The organism is Paraliomyxa miuraensis (genome assembly GCF_026337845.1).
Lineage (GTDB): Bacteria > Myxococcota_A > Polyangia > Nannocystales > Nannocystaceae > Paraliomyxa > Paraliomyxa miuraensis.
In genome coordinates this window covers 1-14,507 of sequence record NZ_JAOVZF010000133.1, presented here as the reverse complement: position 1 = coordinate 14,507, position 14,507 = coordinate 1, and the positions used below count along the sequence as shown (strand labels likewise).

At 69.4% G+C, this 14,507-nt stretch carries 12 protein-coding genes; all 12 read left to right on the top strand.

Annotated elements, in window-relative coordinates; all coding sequences use genetic code 11:
- The first annotated feature begins 5 nt into the window (after window positions 1-5).
- Window positions 6-2,090, top strand: a complete 2,085-nt coding sequence (locus OEB96_RS04410) for a heme lyase CcmF/NrfE family subunit (protein WP_266214172.1) — start codon at window positions 6-8, stop codon at window positions 2,088-2,090.
- On the top strand, window positions 2,080-2,778 hold the full coding sequence (locus tag OEB96_RS04405; protein ID WP_266214171.1) for a hypothetical protein: 699 nt from the start codon (window positions 2,080-2,082) through the stop codon (window positions 2,776-2,778). Before OEB96_RS04410 ends, OEB96_RS04405 begins: the two co-directional genes overlap by 11 nt.
- Window positions 2,775-4,721, top strand: a complete 1,947-nt coding sequence (locus OEB96_RS04400) for a hypothetical protein (RefSeq protein ID WP_266214170.1) — start codon at window positions 2,775-2,777, stop codon at window positions 4,719-4,721. The genes OEB96_RS04405 and OEB96_RS04400 overlap by 4 nt, the downstream gene beginning before the upstream one ends.
- A gap of 18 nt (window positions 4,722-4,739) precedes the next feature.
- Window positions 4,740-5,510 carry an ABC transporter ATP-binding protein gene (locus tag OEB96_RS04395; RefSeq protein ID WP_266214169.1) on the top strand — a complete coding sequence of 257 codons (771 nt, stop codon included), beginning with the start codon at window positions 4,740-4,742 and terminating at the stop codon, window positions 5,508-5,510.
- Window positions 5,511-5,596: 86 nt separating this feature from the next.
- On the top strand, window positions 5,597-6,325 hold the full coding sequence (locus OEB96_RS04390) for a heme exporter protein CcmB (RefSeq protein ID WP_266214168.1): 729 nt from the start codon (window positions 5,597-5,599) through the stop codon (window positions 6,323-6,325).
- A 1-nt stretch (window position 6,326) separates the two neighbouring features.
- Window positions 6,327-7,019, top strand: a complete 693-nt coding sequence (gene ccsA, locus OEB96_RS04385; protein ID WP_266214167.1) for a cytochrome c biogenesis protein CcsA — start codon at window positions 6,327-6,329, stop codon at window positions 7,017-7,019.
- Entirely contained in the window at window positions 7,016-7,309 is a 294-nt protein-coding gene (locus OEB96_RS04380) for a hypothetical protein (protein ID WP_266214166.1), read from the top strand. The genes ccsA and OEB96_RS04380 overlap by 4 nt, the downstream gene beginning before the upstream one ends.
- A 34-nt stretch (window positions 7,310-7,343) precedes the next feature.
- Window positions 7,344-7,541, top strand: coding sequence for a hypothetical protein (locus tag OEB96_RS04375; RefSeq protein ID WP_266214165.1), 198 nt, complete (start codon window positions 7,344-7,346; stop codon window positions 7,539-7,541).
- A 133-nt stretch (window positions 7,542-7,674) separates the two neighbouring features.
- Window positions 7,675-8,820: an acyl-CoA dehydrogenase family protein gene (locus tag OEB96_RS04370; RefSeq protein ID WP_266214164.1), complete on the top strand. Its 1,146-nt coding sequence runs from the start codon at window positions 7,675-7,677 to the stop codon at window positions 8,818-8,820.
- A gap of 25 nt (window positions 8,821-8,845) precedes the next feature.
- Window positions 8,846-9,664, top strand: coding sequence for a glutamate racemase (murI, locus tag OEB96_RS04365; RefSeq protein WP_266214163.1), 819 nt, complete (start codon window positions 8,846-8,848; stop codon window positions 9,662-9,664).
- Between the two features lie 36 nt (window positions 9,665-9,700).
- Window positions 9,701-10,654, top strand: coding sequence for a hypothetical protein (locus OEB96_RS04360; RefSeq protein WP_266214162.1), 954 nt, complete (start codon window positions 9,701-9,703; stop codon window positions 10,652-10,654).
- 208 nt (window positions 10,655-10,862) lie between these two features.
- Window positions 10,863-14,432, top strand: coding sequence for a TonB-dependent receptor (locus OEB96_RS04355; RefSeq protein ID WP_266214161.1), 3,570 nt, complete (start codon window positions 10,863-10,865; stop codon window positions 14,430-14,432).
- Window positions 14,433-14,507 lie beyond the last annotated feature (75 nt).

The window sequence follows — 14,507 nt, the reverse complement described above, 5'->3', positions numbered from 1 at the left end:
ACCTCATGCTCTTCGGTACGATCTCCAGTCTCGGCACCGTGGCCATCCTGGTGCTGTTCTTGATGACCCTGGTCACCGCCACGCTGGCGGTGCTCGGCGCGGCGCGGCACAGCGAGCGACTCACGGAAGGGGCGGTGCAGGGCATGCACGCCACGTTCGCGGTCGCGCTGTTCGCCTCGATGCTGCTCGAGTACGCGTTCCTGGCCGGCGACTACACGATCCAGTACGTGCAGCAGAACGGCCACCCCGAGATGCCGGTGTTCTACAAGCTCACCGCGTTCTGGGGCTCGCTCGACGGGAGCCTGCTGTTCTGGGTGCTGCTGCTCAGCCTGTTCTCGTCGCTGGCGATCCGTGCGAACCGTCAGCGGCATCGCGTGCTCATCCCCCACGCGGTGGCGGTGCTGGCGATCATCATCGGGTTCTTCACGGCGCTCCTGCTGTTCCTCAAGAATCCGTTCGCCGAGTACCTGCTGCCCACGGCGCCCGTGCAGGGCAAGGGCATGAACCCGCTGCTGCAAAACCCCTACATGATCTTCCACCCGCCGAGCCTCTACCTCGGGATGGTGTCGCTGGCGGTGCCGTTCGCGTTCGGCATGGCCGCGATGATCACGGGCCAGGTCGACTCGGCGTGGCAGGCGAGCGTGCGGCGCTGGGTGCTGTTCTCGTGGCTGTTCCTGAGCGTGGGGCTGGTGCTGGGCGGGCTGTGGGCCTACGAGGAGCTGGGCTGGGGCGGCTACTGGGCGTGGGATCCGGTGGAGAACGCGGGCCTACTCCCGTGGCTGATGTGCACCGCGTTCCTGCACTCGGTGATGGTGCAGGAGCGCCGCGGGATGCTGAAGGTCTGGAACCTGGTGCTGGTGTGCTCCTCGTTCTTCATGACCATCTATGGCACCTACCTCACCCGCAGCGGCGTGGTGCAGAGCGTGCACGCGTTCGGTGAGTCGCCCGAGCTGGCCTGGAGCTTCGGCGGGTTGATGATCGCGGTGGTCGTGATCTCGGCTGCGCTGCTCATCTGGCGCTGGCCGCTGCTGCGCGCGCGCAACGAGCTCGAGAGCGTGGTGTCGCGCGAGTTTGCGTTCCTGCTCAACAACTGGCTGTTCTTCGGCTCGTCGGTGTTCGTGGCGCTGGTCGTCATCTACCCCACGCTCACCGACATGCCCGGGTTCCGCGACGCCTACAACGCGTCGGTGGTGCCGATCGGCAATGCCCTGGGCCTCTCGCCGAAGGAGCTGACCGGGCGCATCACGATCGGCCCCGCGTTCTACAACCACTACATGTCGCCGGTGGGCCTGGCGCTCTTGTTCCTCACGGGCTTTGGCCCGCTGGTGGCGTGGCGCAAGACCACGGGCAGCGCGCTGGCCAAGCAGTTCCTGGGCCCGCTGGGCGCGGGCTTGGTGGCCATGAGCCTGGCGGCATGGGCGGTGCCGGAGCTGCGCGGGGTGGATGCCGAGGGGGAGGGGGTGTCGATCCTGGGCCTGCTCTGCTTTGGCCTGTGCGGCTTCACGTGCTGGACGATCGTGCAGGAGTTCCACCGCGGCGTGAAGGTTCGCAAGAGGCACCGCCCGCAGAGCGTGCTCGAGGCGCTGATGGGCCTGATGGTCAAGGCGCGCCGTCGCTACGGCGGCTACGTGGTGCACCTGGGCGTGGTGCTGATGTTCTTCGGCTTCGCGGGCAACTCGTACAAGCTCGAGCGCAAGCTGGTGATGCACCCGGGCGAGGTGGTGGAGCTGGGCGACTATCGCATCCGTCACGACGGGATCGTGGCCACGCAGGACTGGCAAAAGGACATGCTCACGGTGCACCTGACCGTGCTCGACGACGACGGCAACGAGCTGGCGGAGCTGGAGCCGGCCAAGTGGTGGTACTACCAGCTCAAGGAGATGCCCACGACCGAGGCCTCGCGCTACATGGCGGTCGAGGGCGATGTGTACTCTTCGATCGCCGACGTGCGGCTCTCGACCGGCTGGACGCGGCTCAACCTCTACTACAACCCCCTGGTCAACTGGGTCTGGGTGGGCTTTGCGGTGCTGCTGGCGGGCGGCTTCATCTGCATCGGGACCCGGAAGGGGGACGCCGAAGGTGTCGGCTGAGGCCAAGGCTGGCGATCCGCCGTCGCGGTCGTCCTCGCGAAGGAGCGAGCTGCTGTTGTGGCTCGGGAGCGGGGTCGCGGTGACGGTGGTGATGGTCGGACTCGTGATCTGGTTCGGGGGGCGGCTCGAGGCGGCGACGTGGGGCCTGGTGGTGGCCGCCGGGGCCATGGCGTTTGCGCTGCGGTCGCTCTACCGCATGGCCAACGCCCTGTCGCAGCCGGCCGTGGCGGTCGCGCTCGTGCAGGAGGACGTGGCGGCCTACGCGGGCGTGCGCGAGCTTCGAGAGGAGCGGCGTCGGCTGCTGCGAGCGATCAACGAGCTGCAGTTCGACTTCGAGATGGGCAAGCTCAGCGAGGAGGACTACCGCAAGGTGCGGGAGGGCTACGAGCTGCAGGCGGTGGAGGTGATACGGGCGCTGGATTCCGAGCGCAGCCTGCACCCGGGCCTGCGCGAGGAACTGCAGCGCCGCGGGCTGCTCACGAACGACGAGCCGGAAGCGAAGGCAGAGCCGGAGGGCGAAGCGAAGGCAGAGCCGGAGGGCGAAGCGAAGGCAGAGCCGGAGGGCGAAGCGAAGGCAGAGCCCGAGACGAAGGCGAAGGCAGAGCCCGAGACGAAGGCAGACCCCGAGATGCAGGCAGACCCCGAAGCGAAGGCGAACGACGCCGAGCCGGAGGAGGCCAAGGCATGACGCTCACTTCCTCACTGATTCGCGTCCTGTTCGGCCTCGGCTCGGTGCTCGTCACCGCGATGGTGATGCTGCTCGCCGTTCCAGCGCTCGCCGGGCCGGGGCAGCCCGACCCGCGACAGATGTCCGGGATCCCGCGCCCCGATCCGCAGATCCCCGCGGGGGAGGTCACGGTTCGCGTGCTGCGGGGCAGCTTCGAGGAGCCGGCCCTCGATGCGGTGGTGGAGCTCGAGCTGCGCTCGGCCGATGGCCGCGTGGCCGAGCTGCGCTCGGCCACGGCCGGCAACCAGGGGCGCGCGCACTTCCGCGAGCTCGGCCCGTTCCTCGGCGGCCAAGCGGTGGCCCGGGTGAGCCTCGACGGCGAGGTCATTCGCTCGCACCAGATCGACCTGCGCCCGGACACGGGCACGGCGGTGATGCTGGTCAAGGGAGCACCCAAGGGCTCGGCCTCGCAGGAGATGTCGCTGCCGGGCATCGTGTTCGACTTCGACAAGACGCCCGCGGGCACGCTGATGGTCGGTGTGTTCGATCTCGGCTCGCGCCAGGGGCTGATCGACGTCGAGGTGCATCTCGACGTCACGAGCCCCGACGGCCAGACCACCACCAAGACGCTCGAGAGCGGGGCGATGGGGCAGGCGACCTTCGACGGGCTGGCCGAGCTGCCGCCCGGCGCGGTGCTGCAGGTACGAGCCCAGCTCGCGGCCGAGGGCGAGCCGTATCGCTCGATGGAGTTCGTCAACGAACCCATGCGCGGGCAGGCGGTGGTGCTGGCCAAGGGCCGCATGGCACCGGACGGCGGCAACCCGCACCAGGGCGGGACGCCGGGGCAAGCGAGCCAGGGGCCCACCAAGCTCCCGGGCCCCCGGATCGCCCGCGAGCTGCCACCGGGCACGGTGCAGGTGCTGGTGGTCGACGGACGAGATCAGCCGCTCGCCGATCAGCCCTTGTTCATCGTCAAGAAGGGCTTCGACGGCACCAAGGAGAGCTACCCCGCCAAGACCACGGCCGAGGGCATTGTGCTGCGCAGCGGGCTGCCGGTGGTGGAGGACGCGCTCTACTACGTGGCGGTGACCTACGACGGGGCGCCCTACACCAGCCCGTTCTTCGGTCTCGACGGTCGCGGCGGGGTGCGGCTGGCCATGCGGGTGTGGCCGGTGACCAGCGATCCGGCGGTGGCCAAGAGCGCGGTGCAGTGGGAGGTGATGGAGACCGAGAACGACCACGCGCAGGTCGTGCAGGTCTACGAGGTGCTGGTGGGAGGCGACAAGGCGTACTGGCCCGACGAGCCGCTGCGGATCCGCGGCATCGAGGGGGCCAAGGGCCTGGTGGTGCTGCGCGGGGCCGACGACTGGCTCGAGCACGACGACGACAAGGCGCCCTATGCCACCCTCAGCCAGCCGATCCCCCCGGGCGGAGTGGCGGCGCTGTCGGTCGGCTACGTGGTCGAGCACGACGGGGCGCTCGAGTTCGACTGGCCGCCGCCGTTCGAGGTGATCGAGTCGGCCGTCGTGCTCAAGGAGTCGATGACCCTCGAGGCTCCCGGGGCGACCCGCTCCGATCGAGAGCTGCCGCCGCAGGCGGGACTCGACTACGCCCGGGTGGCCTACGACCTGGGCCAGAAGGGGCGCGGTGCGCTGCAGCTGCGCGTCGAGGGGCTGCTGCGCACACCTCGGCTGTATCGCCAGCTCGGCATTGGGGTGGGCCTGATGATGCTGGTGGTGTTGGTGGCGGGCCTGGCCCGCACCCGTTCGGGCGACACCCGAGCGCGCCTGACCAAGCGCCGCGACGAGCTGCTGGCCGCGCTCGAGCGTGGCGCCGACGAGCGCGAGCGCACGCGGATCATCACGGCGCTCGATCGGATCTACCGACAGCTCGATGCCCTCGATGCGCTCGGGCGCAAGACCACGGTCACCGCCCAGCCGCGTCCGCCGGTGGCCGGGGCGTAGAAGCGCGAGGGCTCCACGATGTCCGAGGCCGTCACGCCGCTCGAACTCGACGGGATCGGAAAGCGCTTCGGCCGGCTGTCGGTGCTGCGCGGGGTCGACCTGCGGGTGGAGGCGGGTGAGGTGGTCGGTCTCATCGGGGCCAACGGCTCGGGCAAGACCACGCTGCTCAACATCGCGGTGGGCCTGCTCGCGCCCACGGAGGGCGAGCGCCGCCTGGGGGGCCGGCGGGCACCGCAGGTCGAGCTGGCCGATCGCATGCGGATCGCGTTCGTCACCCACACCACCCAGCTCTATCCTCGGCTGACGGCGCGCGAGAACCTGCGGCTGTTCGCCGAGCTGCGGGCGGCGGCGGGCGACGCTGCGGCGCTGCCCGATCCGTTGCTCGAGCGGCTGGGCCTCGCGCATGCGGCCGATCGCATGGTGGGGACGTTCTCGCGCGGGATGATGCAGCGCCTGGCCCTGGCCCGTGCGCTGCAAGGGCGGCCGCAGCTGTTGCTGCTCGACGAGCCGTTCACCGCGCTCGATCGCCCGGGGCGCGAGCGGCTGGCCGAGGTGTTGGTGGAGGAGCGGGCGGCCGGCCTGGCGGTGCTGTTGTCGTCGCACGACTACGACGCGGTGGTGGCGGTGACCGATCGCGTGGTGCTGCTCGAGGGCGGGCGCCTCGGGGGCGAGGCCCGCCGCGGGGAGGGGCCGGAGGCGGCCGGCTACCGCGACCGCGTGGCTGCGCTGGGGCTGCTGCGACCGTCGGCGGGCGTGGACGGTCGCGCGGAGGAGGCCGCGCGTGCGTGAACGCTTCGATCCAGACGGGCGGCATCGTCGGCGCGCCGCGTCGACCGGGGCTCGGCCGGCGGGGCTCTCGTGCTACAACCGCGGCGATGCGCTTGCCCCGCCAGGCGTGGCTCTTGGCCAAGAACGACCTGCGACAGGAGCTGCGCGACCTCGAGCTGCTGGCCACCGCGGGCTTCTTCACGCTGGTGGTGCTGGTGATGTTCGGGCTGTCGTTCGCGAGCCTGGGCCGCAAGGTCCAGCCGCTGGCGATCCCGGGGATGCTGTGGCTGGCGGTGGCGTTCGTGGGCACGCTGACCCTGACCCGGATCTTCGATCGCGAGCGCGAGGCCGACACCCTTCGCGCGCTGCTCACCGCCCCGGTCGAGCGCGTGGCGATCTACGTGTCCAAGGCGTTCGTGACGCTGCTGGTGCTGCTCGGCTGCTGCCTCATCCTGGTGCCCGGGCTGGTGTTCATGTTCCCGGCGGCGCAGGTGATGGCGGAGCAGCCGCTGCGGACGGCGGCACTGGTGGTGCTGGGCTGCACGTCCTATGCGGCGGTGGGCACCGTGTTCGCGGCGGGCCTGGCCACCAGCTCGGGCAAGAACGTGCTGCTGTCGGTCATCCTCTATCCCCTGACCAGCCCGGCCCTGATGTGGTCGCTGGTCGCGACGCGGGCGCTGCTCGAGCGGCACCCGGATCTACCCACGTACCTCGCTCAGCTGGCCGCGCTCGACGTGCTGCTGGTGGTGCTCGGCGGCTGGCTGTTCGAGTCGGTGCTGGTGGGAACGGCACGCAGTGCGACCGCTTCGGGGCGCGCTCGCGGACGGAGGCGTTGATATGGGTCGCTTGATCCCCGTGGTCCTGTTGGCGATCGCAGCGGTGGTGTTTCCGCTGTCGGTCGAGACGATCTTCCTCGACGTGGGCATCGAGCGGCAGCTCGGCACCGTGCAGAAGATCTTCTACTTCCACGTGCCGCTGGCGTGGATCATGATGCTCTACGGCGTCGTGTGCGGGATCGCGGCCGCCGTGCAGCTGCGACGGCAGTCGCGGGGGGCCGAGGCCATCGCGATTGCGGCCGGCGAGATGGTGATCGTGGCCGGGCTGGGGGTGCTGATCACCGGGCCGATCTGGGGGCATGCCTCGTGGGGCAAGGCCTGGACCTGGGACGCACGCCAGATCAGCACGGGCCTCCTGTGGCTGGTGTTCGTGGCCTACGTGCTGGTGCGCCGCTACGGCGCGGCGGGCTCGGAGCGCCTGGCGGCTGCGCTCGCGATCTTCGGCGCGGTCGACGTGCCGATCATCTACTACGCGGTGAAGATCTGGAAGACGACCCACCCGAGCAACGAGGTGGTGGTCTCGCTGCCGCCGGAGATGTGGGCGGCGCTGTGGCCCGCGCTGGGAGCCCTGCTGGCCACGGCCACCGCGCTGGTGGCGATTCGAGCGCGACAAGAGCTCTGCGAGATGGAACTCGACGACGCCTGGGTCCGGGCCGAGGACCCGAGCGTGGGAACGAAGGGAGAGACGACATGAGCACGATGCTGATGCTGGGTGCACCCGAGGCGGCCGCGGAAGCCCCCGCGGGCGATGGCGGCGGTGACGAGTACGAGGCGGTCGAGGGGATCGACCGGGAGACGATCGAGTGCCAGCGCTCGTGCGAGGCGGTGGCGGCTCGCAAGACCGCGTCGGACTACGAGCACATCGTGTGGGCCTACGGGGTGCTGTGGAGCCTGTTTGCGATCTACGGCCTGATGCTGTGGCGCCGCGGGCAGCGGCTGCAGGGCGACGTGGCGAGCCTGCAAGCCAAGCTGGGGCGATCCTGACGAGCGGTCGACCGCCGCCTTTTCCGACCGGACGATGACGCTCGCGCACTTCATCTACATCCCCGGCGTGCTGCTGTTCGGCATCGTGGTCGGGTACATCCTGGGGGGTCGCGCCGCCCAGATGTCCAAGGCCGAAGCGGACGACAAGGCCCAGCGCCGCTCGGCTCGCGAGGCAGCGCGGCGCGCCCGCGATCGTGCCGCCGCCGCGGCGAGCCCGAGGACGGAGGAGTGAGCAGCCCGTGCGAGATGGCCTGCGAGCGGCCCGAAAATGGAGGAGGCCGACCGGGCCCGCGGTGGTGAGGTAGTGAGGGAGCGCGGCCTGGCCGGCCTTTTGGTGGTGGGAGATCCGGGCTAGAACCCGCCCGATGTTCGATCCCACGTATACCGAGGAGCAGCAGGCGCTGGTGGACACGGCCCGGAAGTTCGCGGCCGAGACGATCATCCCGGTGGCCGGCGAGTACGACGAGCGTGCCGAGCACCCCCAGGAGGTGTTCGAGAAGGCGTGGGCGCTGGGGTTGATGAACGTGGAGGTGCCCGAGGCCTACGGGGGTCTGGGGCTGTCCACGCTCGAGGGCTGCCTCATCTCCGAGCAGCTCGCCTACGGCTGCGCCGGGATCGCGACGAGCATCATGTGCAATCACCTCGGCTGCCTGCCGCTGATGATCGCGGGCACCGAGGCCCAAAAGGAGAAGTTCCTGGGCTGGGTGACCCGCGAGCTGGTGTTCGCGAGCTACTGCTGCTCGGAGCCCGAGGCGGGCTCGGACGTGGCGGGGATGCGCACCAAGCTCGACAAGGACGGCGACGGCTGGCGGCTCAACGGCCAAAAGCGCTGGATCACCAACGGCGGCTACGCCAACTTCTACACCGGGTTCGCCACCATCGACCCCTCGCTGCGGCACAAGGGCATCACCGGGTTCGTGATCGAGCGCGATCGCCCGGGGGTGTCGGTGGGCAAGAAGGAGAACAAGCTGGGGCAGCGCGCCAGCAACACGGTCGACGTGATCTTCGAGGACGTGCACCTGACCGACGAGGACCTGCTGGGCCGGCCGGGGCAGGGCTTTCCGATCGCGATGGAGACGTTCGACAAGTCGCGGCCGATGATCGCCGCCTGCGCGGCCGGTCTCATCGGCCGGGCGCTCGACGAGTGCGTTCAGTACGCCAAGGAGCGCAAGACGTTCGGGGTCCCCATCGCCAGCCACCAGGCGATCCAGTTCATGATCGCGGAGATGGCCATGGCCTACGAGGTCACCAAGCTGCTCTACAGCAAGGCCGCCTGGGAGGTCGACCACGAGGTCAAGCGCACCAGCACCTCGGCCATCGCCAAGGCGATGGGGGCCGACCTGGCGATGAAGGTCACCACCGACGCGGTGCAGGTGTTCGGCGGCTACGGGTACACCAAGGAGTATCCGGTGGAGAAGCTGATGCGCGACGCCAAGCTCTTGCAGATCTACGAGGGCACCTCGCAGATCCAGCGCATGGTGATCGCCAAGAACATCCTGGTGCGCGGCTAGCCCGCAGAAACGAGAGTGGCAGGCGATGAGCGCTCCCATCGGGGTGTTCGACTCGGGGGTGGGGGGACTGACCGTGCTCGCGGCCCTGCGCGCGCACCTGCCCCACGAGTCGTTCGTGTACCTGGGGGACACGGCGCGGCTGCCCTACGGCACCAAGAGCCCGCACACCGTCTCGCGCTACGCCCAGCAGGCGGCGCAGGTGCTGGTGGACCGCGGGGTCAAGCTCCTGGTGATCGCGTGCAACACGGCCTCGGCGGTGGCGCTCGATGATCTGCGGCAGCACCTGTCGCCGCTGCCGGTGGTGGGGGTGGTGGAGCCCGGGGCCGCCGCCGCCTGCGAGGCCTCGAGCCACGGTCGGATCGCGGTGATCGGGACCGAGAGCACCATCCGCGGTCGCGCGTACGAGCGGGCGATTGCGCGACGGCGCCCCGAGGCCTCGGTGGTGGGTCGTCCGTGCCCATTGTTCGTGGCCTTGGCGGAGGAGGGATGGTGCGAGGGACCGATTCCCGAGGCGGTGGCCCAGCGCTACCTGGGCGATCTCCGACCGGTGCCCAACGACCCGGCGTCGATCGATTGCCTGGTGCTTGGCTGTACCCACTTCCCGGTCTTGCGGCCGGCCCTTGCGGCGGTGATGGGCCCGGGAGTTGCGCTGGTCGACTCGGCGGAGACCACGGCCGCAGCGGTGGCCCACGCGCTCGAAGGTTCGGATCTGGCCGCGCCGGTCGGGGCCACGGGATCGGTGACCTTGCTCGCGACCGATGGTCCCGAGCGCTTTGCCCGAGTGGGCTCGGGGTTCTTGGGCCTCGAACTCTCGCCCGACGCGGTATCGCTGGTCGATCTCTAGAGCGCCCGGGTATGGCGTGTTAGCCTGCCGCCTCCCATGAGGGCCTGCCTCGTCACCCTGCTGGGTTCGTCGCTCGTGCTGCCGCCGGCCGCGATCGCAGCGCCGTTCCCGGACTCGTTCCCAGACTCGTTCTGGGTGGGGGGGACCACGGTGCTCGCCGCCGCGAGTGCCCCCGACAGCGACAAGCCGCCCGAGGTCCTCTACGAGGAGGGCAAGAAGGCCTATCGCCTCGGCAAGTTCGACGAGGCGGTGCAGAAGTGGGAAGAGGCCTACGACAAGAGCGACGCTCCGCTGCTGCTCTACAACATCTCGCTGGCCTACAAGGGGCGCTACGGGATCTCCGGTGACGTGGAGGACCTTCGCAAGGCGAAGGTGGTGATGAAGAACTTCCTCGTCGTCGCCCAGTCCGATCCCGACGTGGATCCCGATGACGCCGAGGAGCGGATCGCCGAGATCGACGCCATGATCGCCGAGGCGGAGGCCAAGGCCACCAAGCCCAATCCCGACGGGACGCCGGACGTCGAGCCTCCTCCGCCGGACGAGCCCAAGGTGATCGTTCCCGATGGCCCCGATCCTGGCCGCACGTTGCGCATCGCGGGGGCCGGGGCGATGGGCGGGGGGGGGCTCGTCATCGTGACCGGCACGGTGCTGGGGATCTACTTCGGCGTGCGCGGTCAAGAGTTCAGTGACGAGCTGCGCCAGCTCCAGGCCGATCGTCCAGGCGTGTGCGATGCCAACGAGGACTCCACCGCCTGCCGACAGCAGGACGCCAACATCGAGACTGCCCGCACCAACGGGCGCAAGGCCAACCTCGGCGTGGGTCTGGCCCTTGGCATCGGGGGAGGCCTGGGCTTGGTTGCGCTCACCGCGGGGGCAATCCTCTTCGTGCAGGGCAACCGTCGTTCGGCCGAGTGGAAGAAGACCGGCTTCGCCAATCGGCTCAGGGTAGTCCCCACGGGCCGAGGCATGGCGCTCACCGGTACGTTCTAGCCTGGGATGGTTTTCCGTAAGCGGGTTCGGGGTGCCTCGTTTTCGGTGCCGGGTCGGCATGGTGCTGGCCCAACGGGGACCATCGAGCCGTCCCCGCGCCCGGGAGCGTCTGTCCTCACCGAGAGGCAATCGTGTTATACCCGCGCGCGCAGCTCAGGGGCTTCCTGGGCCGCCGCAACGGCTCTTGCACCCTAAGGAGCTCTCCCCTGTGAAGCGCGCCCGCACGCTCCTCTCCCTGCCTTCCTCGTTGTCGCTGGGCACGGCCCTCGCGGGGTTGTCCCTCGGTGCCGTCGGCACCACGTTGGCCGCTGGCCTGGGGACGACCCTGGTCTCGGCGGCCGTGCTGCTGACGCCCTCCACCGCGGAGGCGGCCGACAACGGCACCATCAGCGGTGTCGTCACCAACGAGAAGACCAAGGAGAAGGTCGCCGAAGCCCTGGTGATCCTCCAGTGCACGTGCCTTCAGGGCACGCGCGAGACGCAGACCAACGCCAACGGGCTCTACGCGTTCCGTGACCTGCCCCCGGGCACCTACACCATCCAGGTGCTGGCCGGGCAGGCCGACGTCTCGAAGGTGGCCACGCTGCCGGTGGGCGCCAAGTTCCGCGCCAACTTCACGCTCGATCCGGACAACGAGTTCCGCCGCGTCCTTCGGGTCGAGGCCCAGCCGGTCCAGCAAAAGACCTCGGTCGGCCGCACCGTGAGCATGGAGGAGTTCCGCAACATCCCGGTGGGCAACTCCACGGGGCGCGACTTCACGCAGGTGGTCGAGTCCTCGGCCACCGCCTCGCGCGACTCGGCCGGCATCAGCCTGGCCGGCACCACGGGCGCCGAGTCCAAGTACACGGTCGAGGGCGCCAACGTGAACAACCCCTCGTTCGGCACCGTGGGCGCGTCGATCGTCCAGGAGTTCGTCGAGACGGTCGAGGTGCAGGAGTCGGGCTACGACGCCGAGTACGGCGGGGCCGCGGGCGGTCAGGTCAGCGCGCGCCGCGTGTCGGGCACCAACACCCTGCGCGGGGTGGCGCGCTTCACCTATACGCCGCGCCTGGCCAAGCCGCGCTTCATCCTCGCCACCGACAACGCGATCCGGGCGACCGAGACCCCCGACTTCCTCATGCAGGGGGTGGTGGTGGCCTCGGGTCCCATCATCAAGGACAAGCTGTTCTGGTCGGCGGGCATCACCGCCTCGGGCGGTCGGGCGTCGCTCGTCCAGACCTTCCACAACCGCATCGACAAGGACGGCTCGGGCGGCTACCAGGACTGCCCCTACAAGAACGGCGACTTCGACTGCGTCGACGGGGGCGACTACATCCAGACCGAGGAGTTCGCCAACCAGCGCTTCCGCACCGGTGGGGCCGGGGCGGGCTACCAGCTCGGCATCGACTGGGCCATCAATCCACGGCACCGCATCCGCGCCACCGTGTTCGGCCAGCCCGAGTTCACCCGCCGGACCTATCGCCGGGCCACCGGCTTCTCGCTCGACCCGAGCGCGTTCGGTACCACGCCCAACGCCGATCCGCTGGGTGGCGGCAGCAACACCGCCAACGGCGTGGTCAACGAGCACTTCGGGTGGGACCGCAGCAACTCGATGTTCGTGACCCTCGGGTACCTCGGCCGCATCGCCGACGACAAGATCGAGATCGACGCCAACCTCGCGTACTCGCAGTTCTCGTTCCACGAGGCGTGGCGGCTCGACAATCCCGCGCTGCTCGACATCCCGGCGACCCAGGAGTTCGACACCGAGGGCGAGAACCTGTTCGAGTTCCTCGACCGCGACGGCCGTCTCGACCTCGTGCCCGGCGTGGCCGAGGCCTGCAACGACTCCGATCTTCCCGGCCTGGCGTGCCCGGTGCGCAGCTGGCTGTCGGGCGGCGTCGGTCAGTACAGCCGGGACGTGTCGCGCTCGGTGGGCGGCGACGTGTCGCTGACCCACTTCTTCAATGCGGCGGGCTCGCACCAGCTCAAGTACGGCGCGGCCATCGATCACACCGAGCGCCGCAGCATCTTCCGCTACTCGGGCACCAACCGCGCCGACTTCTACGACAACTGCGCGCAGATGGGCCTCTCCGGCCAAGCCGGCGACGAGGGCGGCGAGTGGTGCTACGACGCGGCGGCCAACGAGTACACGATCAGCACGGCCAACCGGGTCAACAACCACCGCCTGATCTTCGTCGACACCGACAACCCGGATCTACGCACCTCGGCCGGCTATGGCCGCGTGCGCAAGGAGCAGGGCGAGCTGCGGGCCATCGCCACCCCGCTGGGGGCCGGCGCTCGCGTCGACGAGTACAACGAGCGGACGGCCACCCAGAACTACGCGGTCTTCCTGCAGGACAAGTGGGCGATCCTGAGCAACCTGTTCCTCTCGGCGGGCGTGCGCTGGGAGTTCCAGGACATGCGCGACATCCTGGGCGATCGCGCCATCCTCATCTGGGACAACGTGGCGCCGCGCGTGGGCGTGGTCTACGACTGGACCGACGAGGGCCGTAGCCGCCTGTTTGCCAGCTATGGATGGTTCTACCAGACCCTGCCGCTCCAGCTGAACTCTCGCGTGTTCGGCGGCCGCGTCGACGTGCTGCGGACCTATCGCAACGCGCAGTGCCAGGGCCAGCAGGTCACCATCAACGGCGAGACCTTCCCGCGCGAGGAGAACGGGCAGCCCACCGAGTTCTGCACCGACTTCTCCTCGAGCACCACGCAGCTCACCGAGGGCGCCGTGGTCCCGCAGCTGCGCGGTCAGTACAACCAGCAGTTCCAGATGGGCTACGAGCAGGAGGTCATCGAGGACCTCACCCTCGGTGTTCGCTGGCTGCACACCGACCTCGGCCGCGCGGTCGAGGACGTGTCGACCAACGGCGGCCTGAACTTCATCATCGCCAACCCCGGCGTGGAGGTCTCGCAGGAGGACATCCAGCGTCAGGAGGCGCAGTGCGCCGAGCTCGATGCCCAGCTCCAGTCGCTCGAGACCGACGACCCCACCCGCAACCAGGTCGCCCGCGAGCTCCAGCGCTGCTCGTTCCTGGCCGACAGCTTCGGGCGGATCAACGAGATCTTCGACAAGCCCAAGCGCAACTTCGATGCCTTCACCTTCGAGGTGAAGAAGCGCTTCGCCCGCAACTGGCTGCTCCTGGGCAGCTACACCTTCAGCCGCCTGGTGGGCAACTACGACGGCTTCGTCGATCCGATCACGGGTGCCATCAACATCGGGTCGAGCGTGCAGTACGACATTCCCGAGCTGGTACGAAACAGCTTTGGTCCGCTGTCGTTCAATACGCCGCACCGGGCCAAGGTCGATGGGTTCTACTCGTTCGATCTGCAGGAGGCGGGACGCCTGACCGTGGGCACCAGCTTCCGCTACCAGTCGGGCTATCCGATCTCGCTGCGCGCGGGCAGCAACCGCTACCCGGGGTCGTTCCCGATCTACGTGGTGCCGCGCGGTGCGGGCGGTCGGGTCGAGCCCAACTACTCGTGGAACCTGAGCCTGAGCTACGCCTACCCGCTGCCGGGTGACCTCGAGATCGAGGCGGCCGCACGCGTCATCAACGTGACCAACTCCAAGGCGGTCATTCGCGTCGACGAGGTGTACTCGTTCTCGGACACGCGCCCCGTGGCCGGCGGCGACCTCGACGACCTCAAGCACACCAAGATCCAGAACGCCGGCAACCCCACCGAGTTCTTCCAGCGCACGGTGCTCCCGCCGCAGGGCAACTTCGGCGTGGAGTCCTCGTTCCAGACCCCGCTGGCGGCGAGCTTCGAGATCCAATTGAGGTTCTAGTCGCCCACTCGCTGACGCGTACCCCCAAGGATGAAACCTGGGGGTACGCTTGGGGCAGCCAGCGCAGAGGTCGGC

Excerpts from the sequence above, each read along its gene's own strand:
- OEB96_RS04410 (WP_266214172.1), top strand. The coding sequence starts at position 6 with ATGCTCTTCGGTACGATCTCCAGTCTCGGCACCGTGGCCATCCTGGTG.
- OEB96_RS04400 (WP_266214170.1), top strand. The coding sequence starts at position 2,775 with ATGACGCTCACTTCCTCACTGATTCGCGTCCTGTTCGGCCTCGGCTCG.
- OEB96_RS04395 (WP_266214169.1), top strand. The coding sequence starts at position 4,740 with ATGTCCGAGGCCGTCACGCCGCTCGAACTCGACGGGATCGGAAAGCGC.
- OEB96_RS04390 (WP_266214168.1), top strand. The coding sequence starts at position 5,597 with ATGCGCTTGCCCCGCCAGGCGTGGCTCTTGGCCAAGAACGACCTGCGA.
- ccsA (WP_266214167.1), top strand. The coding sequence starts at position 6,327 with ATGGGTCGCTTGATCCCCGTGGTCCTGTTGGCGATCGCAGCGGTGGTG.
- OEB96_RS04380 (WP_266214166.1), top strand. The coding sequence starts at position 7,016 with ATGAGCACGATGCTGATGCTGGGTGCACCCGAGGCGGCCGCGGAAGCC.
- OEB96_RS04375 (WP_266214165.1), top strand. The coding sequence starts at position 7,344 with ATGACGCTCGCGCACTTCATCTACATCCCCGGCGTGCTGCTGTTCGGC.
- OEB96_RS04370 (WP_266214164.1), top strand. The coding sequence starts at position 7,675 with ATGTTCGATCCCACGTATACCGAGGAGCAGCAGGCGCTGGTGGACACG.
- murI (WP_266214163.1), top strand. The coding sequence starts at position 8,846 with ATGAGCGCTCCCATCGGGGTGTTCGACTCGGGGGTGGGGGGACTGACC.
- OEB96_RS04360 (WP_266214162.1), top strand. The coding sequence starts at position 9,701 with ATGAGGGCCTGCCTCGTCACCCTGCTGGGTTCGTCGCTCGTGCTGCCG.